This window comes from Bacillus sp. UNC438CL73TsuS30 (genome assembly GCF_000482325.1).
GTDB lineage: Bacteria > Bacillota > Bacilli > Bacillales > Cytobacillaceae > Neobacillus.
Map to the genome: position 1 here is coordinate 151,867 of NZ_KI535296.1, position 21,006 is coordinate 172,872.

Annotated in this window: 22 protein-coding genes; 10 read left to right on the forward strand and 12 right to left on the reverse strand. The window is 42.1% G+C overall.

What is annotated here, in order from left to right; genetic code table 11:
- The first annotated feature begins 312 nt into the window (after nucleotides 1-312).
- Nucleotides 313-483: a hypothetical protein gene (locus tag M028_RS33030; protein WP_155925745.1), complete on the forward strand. Its 171-nt coding sequence runs from the start codon at nucleotides 313-315 to the stop codon at nucleotides 481-483.
- A 60-nt stretch (nucleotides 484-543) separates the two neighbouring features.
- Here M028_RS33030 and M028_RS0122460 read toward each other — a convergent pair whose 3' ends face one another.
- From M028_RS0122460 to M028_RS0122490, 7 genes are all read right to left on the reverse strand, one after another.
- Complete coding sequence (locus tag M028_RS0122460) at nucleotides 544-1,623, reverse strand: YkvI family membrane protein (RefSeq protein WP_026575842.1); 1,080 nt, start codon at nucleotides 1,621-1,623, stop codon at nucleotides 544-546.
- A 77-nt stretch (nucleotides 1,624-1,700) separates the two neighbouring features.
- Nucleotides 1,701-2,804 carry an o-succinylbenzoate synthase gene (gene menC / locus M028_RS0122465; protein WP_026575843.1) on the reverse strand — a complete coding sequence of 368 codons (1,104 nt, stop codon included), beginning with the start codon at nucleotides 2,802-2,804 and terminating at the stop codon, nucleotides 1,701-1,703.
- Complete coding sequence (locus tag M028_RS0122470) at nucleotides 2,801-3,634, reverse strand: GNAT family N-acetyltransferase (RefSeq protein ID WP_026575844.1); 834 nt, start codon at nucleotides 3,632-3,634, stop codon at nucleotides 2,801-2,803. Before M028_RS0122470 ends, menC begins: the two co-directional genes overlap by 4 nt.
- Entirely contained in the window at nucleotides 3,618-4,772 is a 1,155-nt protein-coding gene (locus M028_RS0122475; protein WP_026575845.1) for a M20 peptidase aminoacylase family protein, read from the reverse strand. Before M028_RS0122475 ends, M028_RS0122470 begins: the two co-directional genes overlap by 17 nt.
- A gap of 180 nt (nucleotides 4,773-4,952) precedes the next feature.
- Nucleotides 4,953-5,807, reverse strand: coding sequence for a MurR/RpiR family transcriptional regulator (locus M028_RS0122480; protein WP_331280332.1), 855 nt, complete (start codon nucleotides 5,805-5,807; stop codon nucleotides 4,953-4,955).
- A 355-nt stretch (nucleotides 5,808-6,162) separates the two neighbouring features.
- Nucleotides 6,163-6,432, reverse strand: coding sequence for a hypothetical protein (locus M028_RS0122485; RefSeq protein WP_026575847.1), 270 nt, complete (start codon nucleotides 6,430-6,432; stop codon nucleotides 6,163-6,165).
- A gap of 211 nt (nucleotides 6,433-6,643) precedes the next feature.
- The gene (locus tag M028_RS0122490; RefSeq protein ID WP_026575848.1) at nucleotides 6,644-6,919 is read right to left on the reverse strand and encodes an excalibur calcium-binding domain-containing protein; all 276 of its coding nucleotides are present in this window, start codon (nucleotides 6,917-6,919) and stop codon (nucleotides 6,644-6,646) included.
- 252 nt (nucleotides 6,920-7,171) lie between these two features.
- Here M028_RS0122490 and M028_RS30840 point away from each other — a divergent pair, with 252 nt between their 5' ends.
- From M028_RS30840 to M028_RS33990, 3 genes are read left to right on the forward strand one after another with little or no spacing between them, the layout of a single operon-like run.
- Nucleotides 7,172-7,747, forward strand: a complete 576-nt coding sequence (locus M028_RS30840) for a transposase (protein WP_051591201.1) — start codon at nucleotides 7,172-7,174, stop codon at nucleotides 7,745-7,747.
- 15 nt (nucleotides 7,748-7,762) lie between these two features.
- Complete coding sequence (locus tag M028_RS30845; RefSeq protein ID WP_331280333.1) at nucleotides 7,763-9,064, forward strand: YifB family Mg chelatase-like AAA ATPase; 1,302 nt, start codon at nucleotides 7,763-7,765, stop codon at nucleotides 9,062-9,064.
- Nucleotides 9,046-9,282, forward strand: a complete 237-nt coding sequence (locus tag M028_RS33990) for a hypothetical protein (RefSeq protein ID WP_331280334.1) — start codon at nucleotides 9,046-9,048, stop codon at nucleotides 9,280-9,282. Before M028_RS30845 ends, M028_RS33990 begins: the two co-directional genes overlap by 19 nt.
- A 55-nt stretch (nucleotides 9,283-9,337) precedes the next feature.
- Here the strand turns inward: M028_RS33990 and M028_RS0122505 are convergent, their stop codons facing one another.
- Together M028_RS0122505 and M028_RS31640 are read right to left on the reverse strand one after the other, a co-directional pair.
- On the reverse strand, nucleotides 9,338-10,723 hold the full coding sequence (locus M028_RS0122505) for a S1C family serine protease (protein WP_026575849.1): 1,386 nt from the start codon (nucleotides 10,721-10,723) through the stop codon (nucleotides 9,338-9,340).
- 190 nt (nucleotides 10,724-10,913) lie between these two features.
- Nucleotides 10,914-11,798 (reverse strand): N-acetylmuramoyl-L-alanine amidase family protein, encoded by an 885-nt coding sequence (locus M028_RS31640; RefSeq protein ID WP_051591202.1) that lies wholly within the window; start codon nucleotides 11,796-11,798, stop codon nucleotides 10,914-10,916.
- A gap of 271 nt (nucleotides 11,799-12,069) precedes the next feature.
- Between M028_RS31640 and M028_RS31645 the strand changes: the two genes are divergently transcribed.
- Both M028_RS31645 and M028_RS0122520 read left to right on the forward strand, forming a co-directional pair.
- Nucleotides 12,070-13,251: an SH3 domain-containing protein gene (locus M028_RS31645; RefSeq protein ID WP_051591203.1), complete on the forward strand. Its 1,182-nt coding sequence runs from the start codon at nucleotides 12,070-12,072 to the stop codon at nucleotides 13,249-13,251.
- 197 nt (nucleotides 13,252-13,448) lie between these two features.
- On the forward strand, nucleotides 13,449-14,177 hold the full coding sequence (locus tag M028_RS0122520) for an SGNH/GDSL hydrolase family protein (RefSeq protein WP_026575850.1): 729 nt from the start codon (nucleotides 13,449-13,451) through the stop codon (nucleotides 14,175-14,177).
- Between the two features lie 122 nt (nucleotides 14,178-14,299).
- On the opposite strand, the gene M028_RS0122525 is transcribed toward M028_RS0122520, so the two are convergent.
- The 3 genes from M028_RS0122525 to M028_RS0122535 are packed head-to-tail and all read right to left on the reverse strand — an operon-like array spanning nucleotide 14,300 to nucleotide 17,136.
- A complete protein-coding gene (locus M028_RS0122525; protein WP_026575851.1) occupies nucleotides 14,300-15,091 on the reverse strand; it encodes a putative hydro-lyase in 792 nt (263 codons plus the stop codon).
- Between the two features lie 22 nt (nucleotides 15,092-15,113).
- Nucleotides 15,114-16,358 carry an NRAMP family divalent metal transporter gene (locus M028_RS0122530; protein ID WP_026575852.1) on the reverse strand — a complete coding sequence of 415 codons (1,245 nt, stop codon included), beginning with the start codon at nucleotides 16,356-16,358 and terminating at the stop codon, nucleotides 15,114-15,116.
- A gap of 16 nt (nucleotides 16,359-16,374) precedes the next feature.
- Nucleotides 16,375-17,136 carry a LamB/YcsF family protein gene (locus tag M028_RS0122535; RefSeq protein WP_026575853.1) on the reverse strand — a complete coding sequence of 254 codons (762 nt, stop codon included), beginning with the start codon at nucleotides 17,134-17,136 and terminating at the stop codon, nucleotides 16,375-16,377.
- A gap of 294 nt (nucleotides 17,137-17,430) precedes the next feature.
- On the opposite strand from M028_RS0122535, the gene pxpB reads away from it, so the two are divergent.
- From pxpB to accC, 4 genes are read left to right on the forward strand one after another with little or no spacing between them, the layout of a single operon-like run.
- Nucleotides 17,431-18,165 carry a 5-oxoprolinase subunit PxpB gene (gene pxpB / locus M028_RS0122540; protein WP_035424544.1) on the forward strand — a complete coding sequence of 245 codons (735 nt, stop codon included), beginning with the start codon at nucleotides 17,431-17,433 and terminating at the stop codon, nucleotides 18,163-18,165.
- Nucleotides 18,162-19,154 (forward strand): biotin-dependent carboxyltransferase family protein, encoded by a 993-nt coding sequence (locus M028_RS0122545; RefSeq protein WP_026575855.1) that lies wholly within the window; start codon nucleotides 18,162-18,164, stop codon nucleotides 19,152-19,154. The genes pxpB and M028_RS0122545 overlap by 4 nt, the downstream gene beginning before the upstream one ends.
- Nucleotides 19,155-19,168: 14 nt before the next feature.
- Nucleotides 19,169-19,618 (forward strand): acetyl-CoA carboxylase biotin carboxyl carrier protein, encoded by a 450-nt coding sequence (accB, locus tag M028_RS0122550; RefSeq protein ID WP_051591204.1) that lies wholly within the window; start codon nucleotides 19,169-19,171, stop codon nucleotides 19,616-19,618.
- A 1-nt stretch (nucleotide 19,619) separates the two neighbouring features.
- On the forward strand, nucleotides 19,620-20,978 hold the full coding sequence (gene accC / locus M028_RS0122555) for an acetyl-CoA carboxylase biotin carboxylase subunit (RefSeq protein WP_026575857.1): 1,359 nt from the start codon (nucleotides 19,620-19,622) through the stop codon (nucleotides 20,976-20,978).
- The last annotated feature ends 28 nt before the right edge of the window (nucleotides 20,979-21,006 follow it).

Genomic DNA, 21,006 nt, shown 5'->3' on the forward strand with positions numbered 1-21,006 from the left:
AAGCGCGCTTCACCTTTTATTCCCGGGTACCTCTACCATATCGGGAATAAACATTTCCATCGAACCGACCAAAATAAAATTTGAATGTAAGTAACAGCTAAAAACTTGATTTTGGAGATCAAAATTCACTTTTGGTGGGGGATTTTGGTTATTTCAGGTGATTTTTATAGATTTTTCGACAGGTGCCTGTCACCACCCGAATTTTGTCGAATAACAGTGGCCGCATAAGGGCTATTGACAATTGCTTTATTGGCTCATACGATATTAATGTTGTTTAATATTATGCTAGAATAGGAAAATGAGGGAAGCGAAATGGGTTGGATGATTATATGGGCGCCATTGTTAGAGCTGATTGTTGGCAGTTTACTTTATATAAAGTTTGCGGAGAAAATGAAGGATATCGCTTTTTTGATCGTTGTACAAATTATTCTTTACGTTGTTCTCATGAATGGTTTGCTTTTATATGGGTATTTGAGTAAATAGGGATTGACCGACAATGGACAATCCCTTATTAGTTATACATGGTGTTATGGAGTAATCCTATTACCCTGCAATTCTGGTATTGTTATCAATCCCTCTATTTTTCCGTGAACGGAACCAGGCGAGGATAATGGCCGCAATTAATGTAAAGCCTAGATAGCCCATTAGCGGGTATACCGTACTGACTAATTTGATGAATCCGACAAAGCTGGCTGCAAAGGAAAGAACGCCGAAGCCAATGACTGCTGGTTTGAATTTTTTAGAAGAAGGTTTGATCAAGCGTACGGAAAACGCGTACAGCATTCCAACAGCTGTGTTATAAATCATCCCAAGTAAGGCAATCGACATCAATGCACCTAGAACCGGATGCATATGGTTGGCAAGCATCAATGTAGGCATGTCCACGCCTTTCAACTGGTCCATTTTCACAAACATTCCGATATTGATCAATAAAATCAATAATCCCAGGCCAAGTCCTCCTAGAATACCGCCACGTCCAGCCACTTTCGAATCCTTTTCCGTTCCTCCCATGACCGCAAGCATCGCTGCTCCTGCAGCAATATTATAGGAAACATAAAGAAGTCCGCCCATTAACCAATTCGATGCTGCCTGCGGCTGTGCTTTTGCAATCGTATTAAGGTCTGCAAAACTTTGGTCCATTGTAAAAAGGGAATACCCCGTGATAATTAAGACCAATACCATTAAAAACGGTGTAATCATACTAATGATGTTCAACAATTTTTGTACATTCAAGCAAACGGTTAAAATCGTCAGAGCTGCCATAACAATGTTCCCGACCATTGCAGGCAGTCCGAATTGCTGTTCAAAAATCGAGCCGCTTCCGGCCATCATTACAACGGCAACACCAAATAAGAAGAAGGTAATAATAATATCGACAAGAACCCCTAAATAACGTCCACAAATATGATAGATGACGTCTTTATGGGAATCTGTTTTAAGACGCGAGCCCAGCTGAGTCAGCTGCATACCCAAAAAGGCGAAGAAAAAGGTTGCAATGATGCCTCCAGCGATTCCCATCCAGCCAAAACTGGTGAAAAATTGTAGAATTTCCTGCCCTGAAGCAAATCCGGCGCCAACGATGATTCCGACATAAGCACCGGCAATCTGAAAACTTTTTTTCATATCCATTCTCCTTTGTAGTTTTAGAAAAATTCGGAAAATTTAACCCGTAAAGAGAGAGGAGGCCAACTCCCCTTAATTTAATAAATTTGCTTTCTTATTGTAAATGACTCAATAGCGTCAATGTTCGGATCATATCCAATTCCTGCCTTACTTGGCACAGTAATAAGCCCGTTATGGACTGTAACTTCCGGATCAATAATATCCCGCTCCCAATAACGAGAAGATGCTGCTGTATCTCCAGGCATCGTAAAGTTTGCGAGCGTAGTCAAGGCGATATTATGCGCTCTGCCAACCCCGGCCTCGAGCATCCCGCCACACCATACCGGCAGACCTTGTTCCATGCATAGGTCATGAATTCGTTTCGACTCTGTAAGTCCGCCAACTCGGCCAATTTTAATATTAATAATTTTACAGCTTCCGAGACTGATGGCTTTGCGTGCATCCTCATAGGAATGGATACTTTCATCCAGACATATCGGTGTAGTCAGATGCTTTTGCACAAGCGCATGGTCGACAATGTCATCAGAAGCGAGGGGCTGTTCAATCATGGTTAAGCCGAACTCGTCCAGCTGCTTTAACAACTCCAAATCTTGAAGACGATAGGCAGAATTTGCATCAGCCATCAATTGGATGGTTGGAAAATGGCGGCGGATTTCACGGATAACATCAACATCCCAGCCCGGTTTGATTTTTACTTTGATACGTCGGTAGCCTTCTGAAACTGAACCGTCAATAATTCCCAACAAATCGTCTACTGATTTTTGAATCCCGATGCTGATACCGACTTCAATTTCCTTTTTCTCGCCTCCGAGTGCTGTTGCGAGCGGAAGGTTTTCCCGTTTCGCATACAGGTCCCAAATCGCGCCCTCAATGGCTGACTTTGCCATGTTATTTTTTCGGATTGGCTCAAAAATAGCTGACACTTCATCAGGGTGGGAGAGTTTCTTATCCTTAATCATCGGGATTAAGAAATCTTCAAGAATATGCCAGTTCGTTTTTAATGTTTCTTCACTATATAGTGGGGACGGGAAGGCCACGGATTCTCCCCAGCCAGTGGCGCCATTCTCATCTTTCACCTCTACTAAAATAAATTCCTTGTCCAAGAATGTTCCGAAGCTGGTTGTAAATGGAAAATTCATCTTCATTTTTAAGTGACGGAGAATTACTTGCTTAATGATCATTTAAAAGGCCTTCTTTCTACCGGAAGTAAATCCCGTTTTTTTAGTAAATAGTAATGGACAGGCTCGTCATCTGTTTTTACAACCTTTATGGCAGCAAAACCGTTGTCAAAAAGGGTATTAAACATTTCTCTTGTCTTCAGACGCCAATCAAGCGCAAGCTCCGGTTCATCTTTTTTCATTTGCTGGAACTGCTTTGGAACGGGAACAAGCAAGGCTTCATGGCTGAAATAATTGCTCGGATTCAAATCGGCAAGCTGTGGAAAGCCATTTCCCGTTTGCAGATACGGTAACCGTTCAATCTTCGACGGCTCATCCTGATGTTCTTCCATAATATAAGGGTTTGTAATCCACCATTCCACCTGGAACCGGTCGGAAGGCAGGCCTTGATTGAGCCCATCCTTCATATCCCCATAGCAATTTTTCACATATGTACTGCAAATGGCCTTTAGCTTTGTTAAATTCAAAAAGGCATTGACACTTTCAAGCGGGTCATATGTCCAAGTGAGCAAATCATAGCCCATTTCGATTGCAACGTTCTTTTGCGCCTTTTTTAAAAATTCACCAATGCCTTGACCACGGAAGTTTTCGTCAATCCCGAGCATATGTGAGCAAAGAAAGGGCTTGCCGTTTACAAAGCCTGGGAAGCCGTAGCTAAAACCTACCAGTTGATGTTGATGGAAGGCTCCGACGATAATTCCCCCGTTTTTGACAGCGGTCAGGGTTTGGTGAACGGGGATCACCTGGTCCTTCCAGACTGCTTTTTCGAGTTGTTGGACCTGTTCAAGTTCTTCAATGGTTGTCAGTTGTCTGATTTCAACAGTGCTGTTCATGTGTTTGGGGTGCCTCCTTTTTCAAGTGTTCAAAGGTATTCATAATGGTTTTAGTCAAGATTTCTATTCCCGTGAACAGGGACTCGTGATTAAAGGTCATTTTTGGGTGATGCAGACCTGGAGATAGGCCGCACCCAAGACCGAGCATGGTTGCTTTAATGTTTGGCTGCTTGACCGTATAAAAGTGGAAATCCTCGCCGCCGCTTGTTGGATAAGGAGCGGTCGCTTTACCAAGCGTCTCAATGATTGCTTTTTCCATAAGCTGTTGGGCCTGTGGATCCACTTTGGCTGCAGAAATATTGGCCTTAGTTTCTAGAGCAATCTTCACGTCGTAAAGAATTGAAATGGCTTCCGCAATTTTTTCCACCTTAGCTGTCAGAGCCTTCATGACCTCATTGGTTTGTGCTCTAAGATCGAGATGGAAGCTTGCATATCCAGGGATGATATTGCTACTTTCACCACCGGCATGGAACTTTGTCATCTTCACGGAGGAAGGGACCATTGGGTCGACGTGGATTTTCGCCATTTCATTGATCAGCGCTGCGCCGATTTCAATTGCATTTTTTCCTAGATGGGGTCTTGCCCCGTGAGCATCCTCACCAATAATTTCTCCGGTGATAAATTTCCCTGCACCATGGAAAATGGCTGGTGTTGCTGTACCATCCGGGATTTCCTGGATGGGTCGAAGGTGGACGCCATATAAAAAGTCGAGGTCATCGACAAGTCCCTTTTCCACCATCTTAAGGGCTCCGGTGCCTTTTTCCTCTGCAGGCTGGAACAGAACTTTGAGCTTTCCACTAGGTTGATAGTTTAGTTTTTTTAAGAGTAGCATGGTGCCGATAATCATTGTCATATGGGCATCGTGACCGCAGGAGTGATTGGCTTGGAAGGTGCCATCGACCTCCTGCCAAAGGGCATCGATATCGGTCCGCAGCCCGACTTTACGCGGACCATCACCAACCTCAACCACAAGCCCGGTACAATCCTCAAATGTCTGCGGCTCGAACCCGTGCTGCTGTAATAGATTGTTTATGTAAGCGGTAGTCTCTACTTCTTCCCAACTCGCCTCAGGATTCCGATGCAAATGATCAAAAACCTCAAGTAGCATTGGCCGTAACTCATCAAGCTCAGCTCTCATACAACTCGCCTCAGGATTCCGATGCAAATGATCAAAAACCTCAAGTAGCATTGGCCGTAACTCATCAAGCTCAGCTCTCATACAACTCGCCTCCTAAAAAAATGTTTCTTTCAACGGTGACAGGCACCGTTCGTGGACTTTTCGTCCGTTTTGTCCACGTGGGGTGGACATTTAAAATGATTAGTCACAAAAAAGATAGTCGACATTAAGTGTTTCGTATTGTTGTTTTCTTTTTTCGAATTGTTCTTTATTCTGTACCGATACATTGGCAATTAGGGCATTTAATAAAGAAAAGAGAGACGGCATGGCATCAAGTGTTGATTTTTCTGGCTGGGATATCGTTAAGATCACATCCGCATACTGGCTAATCGGAGCGACTGATGAATCGGTGATTCCTATTACTGTTGCTCCTTGCTTCTTTGCAAGCTCTGCCATTTTAACCGTTTCTTTTAAATAGCGGTGGAAGGAGATGGCTAAAAAGACAGATTGGTCATTCATCCGATCCAATGTCATTAATAGATGATCGGTATCAGGTTTATATAAGAAAACTCTTTCTCTCATTAATCCCAGGGTAAAGGAAAGCCAATGTGCGGCTGCATAGGAAGAGTGTAAACCAGTAATAAATATTTGCTTTGCTTGAATGAGGTGATTGACCACTTCTTGGAAATGACTCTCTTCGATTTGTTCGGCAGTCCGCTTGATGTTATGGCAATCCTGATCCATTACATTTGTAAAGAAATGTGGCTGATTAACCAATTCTAGCTTATTAGAATAGTACTGATCCAAACTGCTTTTTGGTAATAACAAACTTTCCCTGACGGTTTTCTGCATCTCGGAAAAACCATTAAATTGCAAGGAATAGCAGAAACGAATAACGGTGGTTTCGCTTACCCCCACAGCTTTCCCAATTTCTCCCGCTGACTTTATCGCAAATTGCTGCGGCTGATCCATTAAATATTTAGCGATTTTTTGCTGGCTCTTGGAGAGGGTAGGGAACTGGGATTTAAGACTTTCTAGAAATACTATGACAATCACCCTTCCATAATGGTGAAGTATAAAATTCAAATTAGATAAAAGTGAAGTCTAAACTTCACCTAATGAAATAAAAAATAACATAATTCAGAAAATTCCGCAACACCCATTTTGGCAATTTCTCAAGGTAACGGATGGAGTGACAGGCACCCTTCGTGGACATTTTGTCTATTTTGTCCGTGTGGGGTGGACTTAACCTTTTATGATAAGGTGAAATTGTTGAAGGAAATCATTTTGGATTATAAGTTTAATGAGGAGCTGATTTGAAAGTGGAAAAAGGATAAAGAGTAATGGGGAAGGGGGATATTTTATAATTAATCGTATCTAAAATAAGTTTCATCTTTTTTTTGCATGAATATTAATCCTCAACATCTGCTTCGGAGCCCCGGTCCCCATCTGAATAATGTCCTTCAGAAGAGTATTCTCTTTCATAAGAGATTCCGTTTTCATTAGGGTCATTACTTTTAGCATTTTGGTTTCCACTGCCTCCGCCGGGGAAAAATAAAAAGGCAACAATAATCGCTACAATTCCTGGAAACCTCTGACCTGTAACGAATAGATATATGCCATCCAAGAAAAAGAGGCCGCTAATCACCTTTAAAATTACCCTCAAGGTTTTCAGAGTCATTCCCCCTAGAAAAAAGGATAAATACCACGTATATAAAATGAATATTATCTATATGGGATTTTTATACATTTCTGTTTCGTTACAATTTCAAACAAAGTGACAATCAAAGTGACAGGCACCGGCCGTGGACAAATTGCCAATTTTGTACGCGTGGGGTGGACAAATCAAAAAAAAGACTGGGAGAAGTTCCAGCCTTTTTGCATAAGTATTTTTATCGCTCGCAAGCAATCAAATCTTTATCGCGGTCACGCGATGTATTCGCATCATAAAGTGCCTTTGAAACAAATGGTTTGAAGTGGGTCCTTCCTCCCTTGTTTCTCACTTTCGAAGAACGGGCTACGCCCCCCTTATACACCTTATTCATAGCCTTACAGTTTTTAAACGTAACAATCTTTGTTTTCGCTTCTGCTACATTTGGTGAGCTTGAACTATATGAAAAACCTAAAACAAGCCCAAAAGCGAGTAAAAACGCAAAAAAACGTTTCATTTTCAAATTACCCCTTTTCCCTATATTTACCTTAAAAATAATAATAATTTACTAATTAATATTTTTCAATAGAATAAGAAACTCTTAGAATTAATCTAGGAATCGACAATTTTTTTATAAATCGAGCAGGACTTTAAAACTAGAAATTGAATTATTATTAGGAGAGGAAACTTGTCTTCTTAAACTCAACAATCCCCCAGTTCCTCGGAACCTTCTCTACCAAACCCAACCATTAAAAAGGAGTGACCCCTTATGGCCCGTAAGCCTCGCGCCTGGCTCCCCGGCTTTAAATACCACATCATCAGCCGTGGAATTCGAAAACTACCACTATTTTTAGATGACAGCGATCGTTATAAATATCTAAAACTACTAGCAGAAATTAAACAAGAATATCCTTTTATCATCCAGGCTTACTGTCTGATGACCAATCACATACATCTTCAGCTTGAAACCATCGACACATCTCCGAGCATCATTATGAGCCAGCTCAATACCAAATACGCCCGGTACTTCAACAAAAAATACCAGTTTAGCGGACATCTTTTTGAAAAACGCTATAATGGCGAGCTGATTGATTCTGCCGCCTATGAGCTCGACCTCAGCAAATATATTCACCTAAACCCTGTCAAGGGGGGAATTGTAGCACGCCCTGAGGATTATCCTTGGAGCAGCAGCCGCGCTTATCTTCTCGGTGAAACCAACCCGCTTATCGAAACGAAGCAGATTTTTTCCTACTTCCCAAACCCGCCAATCGAACATTACCGTGAATTTCTCGAAAAGCCATTTATTGATGAAGCAGCAAAACAATTTATTGAAGAAATCTATTGAAAGGAAGACAAAACTATGTCTGCTAAAGTAACCAGCATCGGCCTAAAAGGGCTTGAGGGCTATCGTGTAAATGTCGAGGTCGGGACATTTGTCGGCAATGACTCAATCAAAATTGTCGGCCTGCCCGATGCAGCTGTGAAAGAATCCAAACTCCGTATTCTCGCATCCCTTCGTTCCCTCGGCTACACCCTCTCTGGCCAAAACATCATCATCAATCTATCCCCAGCAGAGCAGAAAAAAAGCGGCCCGACGTTTGACCTTCCAATGGCAGTCAGTGTGTTGTTAAGTCTTAAGGAACTTACCGTTACAATCCCGGAAGAAACCGGCTTTATCGGTGCGCTGTCCCTGGACGGGCTAATCCAGCCTTTCGAGGGGATGCTAGCAGCCGTGTTGGCCGCCAAAAACCTTGGCCTAAGAAGGCTCTATCTACCCTTTGATGAAAAACTGCCCTATCTAGAGTTTCCCAAAATGGAACTCGTCCATGTTACTTCATTAAAAGAAGCCATTGCCCATCTAGAGGGCGGATGGCAGCCCCCCATCCAGCATCAGCCTAAGCAGACGGAACCTGTGACAACCTATCTCGACTTTGCGCAAATCATCGGTCAGCGCTATGCAAAATATGCACTGGAAACAGCAGCCGCCGGTGAACACCACGTGCTGATTACCGGGCCTCCAGGCTGTGGAAAAAGCTTGCTAGCGGAGTGTTTCCCGACGATTTTACCTGCTTTGACAAAGGATGCCCAACTTGAAATGATCAGCCTTTACCAGCTGAGAGGGTATAACATTGACGCTCCGAAAATGCCTCCATTTCGGAACCCTCACCATTCCGCTTCTGCTGTTTCAATTATTGGGGGAGGAAGCTTCCCAAAGCCTGGAGAAATATCGCTAGCCCATCGCGGAGTCTTATTTTTAGATGAGGTTGCTGAGTTTTCGAAAACAACATTGGAAATGCTCAGGCAACCCTTGGAAAGTGGGAGTGTGTCCATCAGCCGCACTAATGCTTCAATTTCCTACCCGGCTTCCTTTATTTTGCTGGCTGCAATGAATCCATGTCCGTGCGGGTATGCCGGGTCAAATAGCCATTATTGTATTTGCACATCAAAGCAAATTCGGGCATACCAAAATAAGCTTTCTGGCCCATTACGTGATCGATTTGATATTCAGCTTTTTATGAAATCAGAGGATTTTCGTTCTTTAAAGGGAAAAACGGAGGAGTCTTCGCAAATAGTAAGAAAGAGGGTAGATTCGGCAAGAGAGAGCAGTACGATCGATATGGGGATGAAATTTGTAATAGCAGGGTGCCTTATGAGGTCTTAGTCAAAATGAGTCCATTAACCAATGAACAGCAACGGTCCCTACAACAGGTTTCCATCAAAAAAAATTGGAGTAATCGAACTTATATTAAAATCATCCGGTTGGCTCGGACAATTGCTGACCTGCATGGGGTCAGGGAGATTACCGATCAAAGTATTTGGGAAGCCATTAAATTGAACACAGGTGTAAGTGGGAGACGCAAAAGCAGTCTTATTTTATAAAGGAAAAGGGATGTAGAGGCTTAATCTACATCCCTTTTTCCATTGGATGAACTAGTTACTCATCCTCTTTTTTCTGATTCTTTTGCTGCTCTTGTAAGGCTTTCAGGAGCTCCTGTACATCAATTTTTCCATCTTTATTTAGGTCAGCGAGAATGCTATCCGGCGTGCTTTGTGGCGTTGGGGTAGGAGGAACAGGTGCCGGCGACGGATTTGCTGCTACCGTAAGAGCCTGCTGTTTTGGTCTAAAGGCAAACGTGAAAACCAATAGTAAAATGACTAAGAGCCCTGAAACACCATCGACAATATAGAAGAGGGTGCGGTAATCGGACCAAAGAATTTTACTGTCGTCGACCCTTTTCTCCGCATTGGTGATGTATTGCTTGATTTCTGAATGATTCGGGTAGATCCGCTGGACGGCCTCAAATTTTTCTAAGGCATTTTTGTAATAACCGCCCCAATACAATTGAAGTCCTTCTTTATAGAGAGTGTCGGTGTCGCTCTTTGAATTTTTGGCACCAGCATCGTTAACAAATTCCTTCACGGTATTAACCGGCACGGCAAAGTTAAAGCCTTGAACCTCCTGTCCATTGACGGTGTCGCCTCTAAATGTTAATAAACCAATGATTTCTCCTTTTTCGTTCACCACTGGTCCGCCGCTATTTCCGTGGGTGGCGGCAGCATTTAGTTGAATCACTGGACTACCTTGCTTCGTATTTTTTGAAGCGGTGGTGATCTGGCCGCTATTGGTTGTCGAAATTAACGAGGAATCTGGCGATAATAGGTCAGAATCAGCCGCCGCTGGATAGCCGCTGACCCAGATATTGTCTTGGTTTTGGATATTATCGGAGTTTCCAAGTGTTAAAGTAGGGAAGTTTTTCCCTTCGATTTTGAGCACAGCTACGTCTTTGCCTTGATTAACAGGGGCACCGTAGGCTTTAATTTCCCCGTTGAGAATATCTCCGCCAGGCAAGATTACTTTTGTGACCATCTGAACGTCAGTGTAGAGATTATATTTAGCGAGATAATTTACGACAGCATTATAGTCGTAATTATAGGTTTTAGCGATTTGCTCGGCCAGCTGATGCATGGCTTCTGTGGCAACATCACCTTTTTCCATTTTGGAGATTTCTACTACATGGGCATTGGTTACGATATAGCCATTTGAACTAATAATCGCACCGGACCCAGACCCGCCAATTACGGATTGATAGTTTAATTGTTTTAAAAAATCGTTGATATCTGCGTTATAGCCGTTATATTGCCAGCTGACAACGGCATAGTTCACAATACGTACAACGGCAGGACGGATGTACTCCGCAAGCTTTTGCCCGGTCTTTAAACTTCCAGTGGACGGCTTAATGCTCATTAGAAAGAAGGAAGTAACCATAACCGCAATAAGCAGCACACTGATTGGAATTGTAAAAATGGCCCGTTTTTTCAAAAAGGAAACACCCCTTAATCAAATTTTCACCTCAGCAATATATTCAGGGAACAGAAAAATGTAGTTTTGTACACAAAAAAATAAGCGGTGCCTGACACCGCTCGTGGACTTTTTGGGTGTTTTGTGCGTGTGAGGTGGACATGACTGATCCAATCCCGATCTAATCATATCCAACCGGTAGAATTAAGCGCTATTTGATTTCGGCACCTGTTTCTGGTCCTGCGTATATTTGTACTTTTCCAAGTTGTTTTGTTTGGATGATATAGACATTTGGCCAGGTCTCACCTAGGATTTCGTATTGTAATCCGCCATATTTACTTGGACGCAATTGATCAGGCAGGGCATTTTTTTTGATTGGATCTTTATTAAGCGGGTAAATTCTCCAGGAATCGGCTGAAGCCGGCAGGAAAAGTGTCTTCTTCTTACTGTCAGTGCTCTCTTTTGTATTGGATGGTGCAGAAGTGGCCGGCCGTTCTGAAGCCTTTTTAGAATCTGAAGCTGTTTTCGTTGTCGTTTTTGTTGTTTTTGTCAACTTATGGAGGTTGAGTGCTTTAGCGAGTCCATTTACATGGCCGCGTGCTACGTTGTTTATCCAATCTGGATCCTTCATTTTTGCTAAATCATGGGCATTGTCAATAAAACCATTTTCCGAAAGCATCGCATCCATGTTAGATTCCCGAAGAACGTGGTAGTTTGCTTTTTTTGTACCACGATCAATAAGATCGTTTAATTTAATGACTTCTTTATGAATGGTCTGCTGAATTTCCGCAGTCCGTGAATTGTTAGAAAGAAGGTCATGGATATAATCCTCGTAGCCGATTCCGCCACCAGAATTAATGTGAATAGCCAAGTAAAAATCTGCACCCCAAGCATTCGCCATATCAGTCCGCTCTTCGAGAGAAACCGTTTGGTCGCGGGTTCTGCTCATTTTGACTGTGGCATTCTCATATTCATCCTCTAAAATATCGCGAATTCTTGTGGCAATTTTCAGAGTGACATCTTTCTCGGCTAAACCTGTTCCGGTTGCTCCCGGGTCACTTCCACCATGACCGGGGTCAACAAATATCTTTACCATATTTATCACCTCCTTATTTTATATGTAAGCGGCCAAACTCCCGCTATAGGTCCATCGAACCGAAAAAAGATGGGTGAAAAATAAATGACAATATAAGGTGACAGGCACCGCCCGTGGACAAATGGGTAAAATTGTCCGTGTGGAATGGACATGATTACCCTTCCAGAAATTGCTGTCAACTTTTATTAGAATTATAGATTTTTAAATCCCATATTTTTGGTAGAATAGAAAAGTCGTGTTTTTATAGGTAAATCGTACTAAGGGGGCAGGCATGAACCTATCAAAAAGATTATTACTTTGTTTTTCTACTATTATTATTACCTTACCCATTACCAACTTACACAAAGAGGGACAGGCGGCAAGTGCAGCAACGTGCAAAGGAATTACTCCATTGACAGATCCTTTGGCGATTAAAATGGAAAATAGGGAAACCGTCAGTTGGGATCATGTCCATCCCAACTTACTTGCAGCAAAAGAAAAATATGAGAATTTGCTAGAGGAAAAAGGCTGGGAAATCAACTATAACTCCGTCTATCGACCTTATCAATACCAGAAACATTTATATGAAATTGTGAGTGGGAGTGTAAGCACCTGCAAACAAGAGGAAAAGAAAAAGCATGGCCTCTCAGGACTTGTTTCAAAACCTAATCAAAATTCTCCTCATACAAAAGGAATTGCGTTTGATGCTACCGTCTATGACCAAAATGGTAAACCATTAAATGGTGTACATTTTGTCAATCCATCCCTTATTAAGGTTGCAAAACAAGCAGGTTTGAAGTTTATCAATACAAGTAAAGATGGTGTCCATCACCAACTAATTACAACCACTCCTGTAAAAAATCAAGCACCAACAAAATCGGCAGCTACCTCCGTTTCAATGGAAAAACCGTATCTAGCTAAAGGGAAAGTAACGAGTGTTTCCGGTTTAAACGTCAGGAGTCTGCCCACTACAAGTTCATCAATAAAAGGTGTACTAAAAAGGAATTCATCCGTGGAAATCATTGCGAAGTCAGGTGATTGGTACAAAATAAAGTATGGTACTGGAACCGGATGGATTATGGGGGAGAATCGTTATATAGAAATCCTCCCATTATCTCCAATCGTTTCAAGTTTGAAGGTAAAATATAATGTAACCTTATATACTCAACATAGCATTTCCTCAAAAAGCCTTGGAACGATTGCTCCGCAAACCGTTAAGGTTATGAAGAATAACAAAAATGGCTGGTATCAAATTGCTTCTTCAGTTGGAGCAGCCTGGATATATATTAATCCACACCCGGTGAAATCCCTGCAGGTGAAGAAACGCGTATCGTTGTATAGCAAGCCATCAGCCGGGTCAAACACCAAAAAACAAATCGCTCCGCAAAAAGTAAAAGTATTAGTCGACCGCGGTGACGGCTGGTACCAAATATCCACCGGCCTAGGCGCCAAATGGATCAACTACAAAAAATAGGGTGACAACAATAAGGTGACAGGCACCGCCCGTGGACAAATGGCCAAATTTGTTCGTGTGAAGTGGACAGAGAGTTTGATAAGACTCTCTGTTTTTTTATGGGTAAATTATTTATTTTTATAGAATTGAAGAATGAGTGTTTCTTTGGTATGATTGGAGTGTGCGTTAATAAGAACGTTTGGGGGTTGAGGGATGATATGAAACTTGGTAAAAGGTTTTCAAGTTTATTGTTGGCAGGTACCTTAATTACTTCCTTACCTATTGCTACAATGGCAAAAGGCCCAGAAAAAAAAGTTATTGATTATGTGGCTTTAGGGGATTCATTAGCTGCGGGGATTACACCTGATGGGAAATTTATTGGTGATTATGGCTATCCGCATTACCTTGTAACCCGATTTGAACAATCTCAGTACACTGTGGGGTACGATAATTTAAGTTTCCCAGGGAAAACCTCAGGGCAATTATTAAATGATGTTCTAACCAGTGCAGACGTCCAGACAAAAATTAGTGAGGCTGAATTTATTACTATTGATATTGGCTCAAACGACTTACTACCGCTATTTGGATCACAACGCTTTGACCTTTTACCTTCTGCTATTGGTACTATTGCAGTTAATTTAAATTCCATCTTAACTAAGATTGACCAACTAAACCCAAATACTAAGGTTTACGTAATGGGATATTACAATCCATTCCCTTATATAACAAATCTTCAACCCCTCATCAAACCAACACTAGATAACTTAAATGGTACTATCGAGGCACAAGCTATTGCTCATGGTGATACCTATGTTCCAACAGAAGATATCATTGCTAAACATTATGAGGAATACCTGCCTAACCCAACCAATGTCCACTTAAGCCTAGAAGGCTATCAAATCGTAGCAAAAGAATTCTGGAAAGCAATTGACAAGAGCAAAAATTAAATAGAACAAAGAGTGGGTCAGCAATGCCCCACTCTTTGTTTGTATGATATTCGATTTTTGTCCGCCTACAGTGGACAAAAACGTCAATTTGTCCACGAACGGTGCCTGTCACCGTATCTTCATTATAATACACTAAACCTCTCATCCCTAACATCGCTGATAAACATATGTCCAGGTGCGTGGGTGATCATGATGGATGGTTTACTTTTCATTGCTACTGCCTGTGGTGTGACACCGCACGCCCAGAATACCGGAATTTCTCCGTCCTTAATGGTTACAGCATCCCCAAAGTCAGGCTTAGAAACATCCGCAATCCCAATCTGACTTGGATCGCCAATATGAATCGGAGCCCCGTGTACAGCTGGAAACCGTGAAGTAATTTGAACTGCGCGAATGGCGTCCTCCGGTTTCATCGGCCGCATGCTGACCACCGTTGGTCCTTCAAACACACCCGCTCGTTCACATGGAATATTCGTCTTGTACATCGGAACATTACAATTTTCCTCAATATGACGAACCGGTATCCCGCTTTCCAAGAGCGGTGTCTCGAAGGTAAAACTGCATCCTAGTAAGAAGCCAACCATATCGTCTTCCCAATACTCCGATATATCCGTTACCTCTTCCGTAAAAACACCATCCCGGTAAATTCGGTACCGAGGGATATCTTTACGAATATCAGCACTCCGAGCAATTTTCCCAGGAACAAATGATCCTGGTTCTGTCACATCCAGGAGCGGACATGGCTTCGGATTTCGCTGGCAAAATAATAGAAAATCAAATGCATATTCCTTCTTTAAAATTACTAGATTCGCTTGTGTGAACCCTTTTGACATCCCCGCAGTAGGGCCTGTAATCGTTTGACGACGAATCAATTCACGTATTTCTTCAGGAGACATATTTCCAAAGTCACTCATTTTAACCCTTCCTTTATGAAATCTATTTAAAAAGCAATGGAATTTGTTCTATTAAAGTATCGATTCCTAGATACCCCATGACCACAACGACGATTCCACCAGTAATCGTCAGCCACAATGGATGTTTATATTCTCCAACCACATTTTTCTTATAAACTCCGATTAACAAGGTTCCTAGTGCAATTGGTAAAATCAGTGCATTAAGGGCACCAACCAAAAGTAAAATTTTAACCGGTTTGCCAACCAAGGTAAACGTTAAGGTGGAAACCAAGATAAATAAGATAATAATCCAATTGTGATATTTCTCTATCATCGGGCTGAAAGAACGAATAAATGAGACTGAAGTATATGCTGCTCCTACAACAGAAGTGATCGCAGCTGCCCACATGATAATTCCAAACATGCGATAACCGATTTGCCCTGCCGCCAGCTGGAATACAGAAGCAGGAGGATTTGCTGCATCAATTTGAAGACCCTTTGAAACCACACCAAGTACGGCTAAGAATAAGGCGACGCGCATCAATCCTGTGACAATAATGCCGGTTACAGAACTTTTCGTAACTTCCGGTATGGCTTCAACCCCTTTGATTCCGGCATCTAACAAACGATGCCCGCCGGCAAAGGTAATATATCCGCCAACTGTTCCGCCCACCAGGGTTACAATCGCAAAAATGCTGATTTTTTCAGGTGCAACCGTATTGATCATTGCTTCACCTACAGGAGGAGAGGTAATGAAGGCAACATAAATCATTAATAGGATCATGATACCACCAGCAACTTGGGCAACCTTATCCATTGCTTTCCCTGCTTCTTTCACAAGGAAAATAAAAATGGCAAACGCAGCACTAATGATAGCGCCGGTTTTCGGGTCCAACCCGAGCATCGCATTTAATCCAAGACCTGCACCGGCAACATTACCGATATTGAAGGCAAGGCCGCCTAGTACAATCAGTACAGCTAGAAAGATTCCTAATCCGGGTAAAACTTTATTGGCGATTTCTTGGCCCCGCAATCCGGAAACCACAATAATCCGCCAAATATTGATTTGTGCAAAAGCATCAAGAAGTAAGGATAGTAAGATGACAAACGCAAAACTTGCTGCCAATTGCTGCGTAAAAACCGTCGTTTGCGTTAAAAAACCGGGGCCAATTGCGGATGTAGCCATTAAAAAAGCGGCCCCCAGCAACACACTATTGCTGACTTTCTTTTTCTTCTTTCCCTTTTCTGCTGCTACATTTTCTTCTGCTTCTACTTTTTCTGCAATCATTGAGGTACCTCCCAATTTATGTGTTGATGGATGATACAGTGATATTGTTTCTTTCTAATGTCTCTTTAATATATTTTGCAAAAGCAAGTGCATGTTCGCCATCACCATGGATGCAAACCGTATCTGCTTTTAATGAAACTTCTGTATTTTGCTGTGACGTTACTTTTCCTTCTGTCACCATTTTTATTACCTGTGTGACCGATTGTTCTTGATCAGTAATTAAGGCATTCGACTGCGACCTGGAGGTTAACGTACCGTCTGCCTGATAGGTGCGGTCAGCGAAAACTTCATGTGCGGTCACAAGATCCAGCTTTTCTCCGGCCTTCACCAATTCACTTCCGGCAAGTCCGAATAAGACCAATTCAGGGGAAACATCATAGACCGCTTGGGCAATGGCTTCTGCGAGCAATGCATCCTTTGCTGCCATATTGTATAAGGCACCGTGAGGTTTTACATGCTGCATACTCTCGTTATATACAGATAAAAAACCTTGAAGAGCCCCAATTTGATAGACCACCATGTCATAGGCTTCTTGTGGGGTAATTTTCATTTCCCTGCGTCCAAAGCCATTTAAATCTGGCAGTCCGGGATGAGCGCCAATTTTCACCTGATTTTCAATCGCAAGTTTGACCGTTTCTCTCATTACACTCGGGTCCCCGGCGTGAAAACCGCAAGCAATATTTGCAGATGTCACATATTTTAAAATTTCCTTCTGTTCGGCTAAGCGATATCTGCCAAAACTTTCTCCAATATCGCAATTTAAATCAACATTAAACATTTTTATCCTCCTTTTATTTTTTGCTGGAACAGTCAACATTCCACTTTTTATAAAGCGTTTTCATTTAAAAAATGGAGTTTAGTTCCGAATTAAGGAATTACAGTTTTAAAATTTAAATTTATTCTATCATAAAATAAAAAATCTGAGTAGACTGAAATCAGGAATTTTCTAAAAATATAAAAAGGGATAATATACAATAAACAGCTTGTTTTTTAAATTCCGAATATTATAATGATTGTATATCCATTTTTTAAAACATGAGTTCCGAATATAGAAACTACCGGAGGTTTTACAATGTGTTCTAGAATAAATGAAACCGTCGTCAAACCTTTAGGCGATTCGGCCCTGATTGTCCAGTTTGGGGATGAAATCAGCCCAGCCATTCATCAAAAGGTTCAGGCGTTCTCAGCCATGGTAAACCAGCACCCATTTGAGGGCTTTGTAGAGTCCGTACCCGCTTTTACGAATGTCACCATCTATTATAATCCGGTGGTCGTGCACCATTCCGTCGTGACTCCCCAACCAATGACTCCATTTCAAAAAGTGAGTACAAACCTCAATGACTTACTGGAGCGAATGGGTGATCAGCAGGTTTTTGAGGGGAGATTGGTGGAAATTCCCGTTCTCTATGGGGGAGAATATGGGCCCGATTTAGAATATGTAGCTTCTTTTCACAATATATCAGCCGAAGAAGTCATCCAAATTCATACTGAAAGTGAATGTTTGGTGTATATGATTGGATTCGCTCCAGGGTTTCCATTTATGGGAGGAATGGACGAAAGAATTGCAACTCCCCGAAGAGAAAGCCCAAGAACCGCGATTGTCCCAGGTTCAGTCGGAATTGCCGGTAAGCAGACGGGGATTTATCCATTGGAAACGCCCGGTGGCTGGCAAATTATCGGCCGCACACCGCTTGATTTATTTAGGCCAGATCTAACACCTCCGACCTTACTAAAAGCTGGAGATAAAATTAAATTTTTCTCGATTTCTCCTGAGGAATTTAACGCCTATAAGGAGGGGAGCAAATGACAGTAAAAGTACTTCACCCGGGACTCCTAACAACCATACAAGACTTGGGGAGACATGGTTCACAAAAATATGGTGTCATTGTCAGCGGAACGATGGATTCTTATTCACTCCGGGCAGCGAATCTGCTCGTTGGAAATAAAGAAAATGAAGGGGCACTAGAAATTACCTTATTCGGCACTTCCCTTTTATTTGAAGAGGATCGGGTTATCGCGATTACCGGTGGCGATTTACAGGCCGTGATAGACGGTGAAAAAGCCGCAACTTGGCGGCCGGTTTTGGTCAGAAAAGGGTCTGTCTTACAATTCAAATCTGCAATCAATGGATGTCGGGCCTATGTTTCCTTTGCCGGTGGGATTGCTGTTCCTGAAGTGATGGGCAGCAAAAGCACCTATCTTCGCGCAGGAATTGGCGGCTTTAAAGGTAGGGCTTTACAAAAAGAGGATATCCTAGATTTCGGTGAGATGACTAATCGGAGTCATTCTATCAAAACAAAATTGAAAAAATTGGAATGCAACCCGTCCTGGTCTATCAATTATACAAAGCTAGTCAACCTACAGCAGAAGCAGACGATTCGTGTGATCCGGGGCACCGAATTTGACCTTTTTGAAGAAAAAACTAAAACCAGTGTGTTTCAAGAACCGTTTAAGCTCACAACCCAAGCCGATCGGATGGGCTATCGCATCGAAGGCCCTAAGCTTTCATTAATAAAGAAATTTGAATTATTGTCTGAAGGGGTCACATTTGGAACGATTCAAGTCCCGCCTAACGGAAACCCAATTGTCCTAATGGCGGACCGACAGACAACTGGCGGCTATCCCAAAATAGGGCAGATTATTTCCGCTGATTTACCAAGCATGGGGCAACTGCAGCCGAATGCCGTTATTCATTTTAAAGAAATTTCCCATGAAGAAGCGGAACAAGAGCTATTAGCAAAGGAAAAAATCATCGATGAAATAAAAGTAGGAATCCGCTTTAAAATACTCAGATGAGAGGAAACGAAATCATGAAATGGAATGAACTAAAGGAACTAATCGAAATACTCAATCACTCTTCTTTAGATGTATTAAAGATAGAGAATCAGGATATCAAATTATACTTTCAAAAACACGATGCTGCAAATATTGACTATACAAAACAGCAAACGAAAACACCTGAATCCGTGACTGTGAACCTAGAATCAGAAAAGCCTGCTCCCAAAAAAGAGGAAGGTTTACATCAAATCAAGTCCCCAATGATTGGCGCATTTTATTCCCGTTCCAATCCCGATACAGACCCTTTTGTACAGGTAGGAACCGTTATTGAAAGAAATCAAACTCTTTGTGTTTTGGAAGCTATGAAACTATTTAATGAAGTCGTCTCAGATGTAGAGGGAGAAATCATTGATATTTTAGTGGAAGATGGGCAGATCATCGAATTTGGTCAGCCCTTGTATTTAGTGAAGGTTGGTGGCTGATTTGCTAAAAAAAATCCTTATTGCCAATCGCGGGGAAATCGCTGTCCGGATTATTCGTGCATGTAAAGAAATGGATATTCAAACGATTGCTGTTTTTTCGGAAGCGGATCGGGAGGCGCTCCATGTGAAGCTTGCAGATGAAGCGTACTGTATCGGCAGGGCACCTTCAAAAGAGAGTTACCTTAATATGGAGCATATTCTCGGTATAGCTACCTTAACAAAGGCAGATGGAATCCATCCCGGATATGGATTTCTTGCCGAAAATGCGGATTTCGCTGAATATTGCCGTAAGTGTGACATTGAATTTATCGGCCCATCTCCAGAATCGATTCGAAAAATGGGCATCAAGGATATCGCAAGAGACACGATGAAGAATGCCGGTGTCCCGATTGTACCCGGTTCAAATGGAACAATAAAGGATCGTGCAGATGGTTTAGAGATTGCTAGAAAAATAGGCTTTCCGGTCATCATTAAAGCCACTGCAGGCGGCGGTGGAAAAGGAATCCGTGTTGCACGCAATGAAGAGGAATTAGCTAAAGGAATTGAAATGACCCAGCAGGAGGCGAAAACCGCATTCGGAAATCCGGAAGTATATTTAGAAAAATTCATCGAAGATTTTCGTCATATTGAAATTCAGATTCTTGCAGATACATACGGAAATGTCATCCACTTAGGGGAACGCGATTGTACGATTCAGCGGAGAATGCAAAAACTTGTGGAAGAAACCCCGTCGCCAGCACTTTCAGCGAAAACCCGGGAAAAGATGGGGGAAGCGGCTGTTCAAGCATCAAAAGCGGTTGATTACGTTGGTGCGGGAACCGTTGAATTTATCTATGATTACAAGGAAGATCGCTTCTATTTTATGGAGATGAATACGCGGATTCAGGTTGAGCATCCCGTTACAGAGATGGTCACAGGGGTTGATTTAATTCAAGAACAAATACGTATTGCTTCCGGCGAGTCGCTTAAGATGAAGCAAGAGGATGTCGACATGGACGGCTGGGCGATTGAATGCAGAATTAATGCTGAAAATCCTGCCAAAAACTTCATGCCTTCACCAGGTAAAATCGAAGAATACCGCTTACCGGGGGGGTTTGGGGTACGAGTCGATTCAGCCATCTATGCAGGCTACCAAATCCCACCGTTTTATGATTCGATGGTCGCCAAATTAATTGTTCATGGGCGGACAAGAAACGAAGCGATTAAGAAAATGCTTCGTGCTTTAGATGAGTTTACGGTAAAAGGGGTAGCGACAACGATTCCATTCCATCAAGTGCTTCTAAAAAATGATGTTTTTACCAGTGGAGAATTTAATACAAATTTTCTTGAGACTTACTCATTAGAGATAAAAGACTATTAAAAAAACATCCTCTATTTCCTGTTTTAAC

Bases quoted from the DNA above. Each gene is read 5' to 3' on its own strand.
- M028_RS0122535 (WP_026575853.1), bottom strand. From the start codon at position 17,136: ATGTTTAATGTTGATTTAAATTGCGATATTGGAGAAAGTTTTGGCAGA.
- M028_RS31645 (WP_051591203.1), top strand. From the start codon at position 12,070: ATGAACCTATCAAAAAGATTATTACTTTGTTTTTCTACTATTATTATT.
- M028_RS31640 (WP_051591202.1), bottom strand. From the start codon at position 11,798: ATGGTAAAGATATTTGTTGACCCCGGTCATGGTGGAAGTGACCCGGGA.
- M028_RS0122485 (WP_026575847.1), bottom strand. From the start codon at position 6,432: ATGACTCTGAAAACCTTGAGGGTAATTTTAAAGGTGATTAGCGGCCTC.
- M028_RS0122460 (WP_026575842.1), bottom strand. From the start codon at position 1,623: ATGAAAAAAAGTTTTCAGATTGCCGGTGCTTATGTCGGAATCATCGTT.
- pxpB (WP_035424544.1), top strand. From the start codon at position 17,431: ATGTGTTCTAGAATAAATGAAACCGTCGTCAAACCTTTAGGCGATTCG.
- M028_RS30845 (WP_331280333.1), top strand. From the start codon at position 7,763: ATGTCTGCTAAAGTAACCAGCATCGGCCTAAAAGGGCTTGAGGGCTAT.
- accB (WP_051591204.1), top strand. From the start codon at position 19,169: ATGAAATGGAATGAACTAAAGGAACTAATCGAAATACTCAATCACTCT.
- M028_RS0122525 (WP_026575851.1), bottom strand. From the start codon at position 15,091: ATGAGTGACTTTGGAAATATGTCTCCTGAAGAAATACGTGAATTGATT.
- M028_RS30840 (WP_051591201.1), top strand. From the start codon at position 7,172: ATGGCCCGTAAGCCTCGCGCCTGGCTCCCCGGCTTTAAATACCACATC.
- M028_RS33030 (WP_155925745.1), top strand. From the start codon at position 313: ATGGGTTGGATGATTATATGGGCGCCATTGTTAGAGCTGATTGTTGGC.
- menC (WP_026575843.1), bottom strand. From the start codon at position 2,804: ATGATCATTAAGCAAGTAATTCTCCGTCACTTAAAAATGAAGATGAAT.
- M028_RS0122490 (WP_026575848.1), bottom strand. From the start codon at position 6,919: ATGAAACGTTTTTTTGCGTTTTTACTCGCTTTTGGGCTTGTTTTAGGT.
- M028_RS0122475 (WP_026575845.1), bottom strand. From the start codon at position 4,772: ATGAGAGCTGAGCTTGATGAGTTACGGCCAATGCTACTTGAGGTTTTT.
- M028_RS0122470 (WP_026575844.1), bottom strand. From the start codon at position 3,634: ATGAACAGCACTGTTGAAATCAGACAACTGACAACCATTGAAGAACTT.
- M028_RS0122530 (WP_026575852.1), bottom strand. From the start codon at position 16,358: ATGATTGCAGAAAAAGTAGAAGCAGAAGAAAATGTAGCAGCAGAAAAG.
- M028_RS0122545 (WP_026575855.1), top strand. From the start codon at position 18,162: ATGACAGTAAAAGTACTTCACCCGGGACTCCTAACAACCATACAAGAC.
- M028_RS0122520 (WP_026575850.1), top strand. From the start codon at position 13,449: ATGAAACTTGGTAAAAGGTTTTCAAGTTTATTGTTGGCAGGTACCTTA.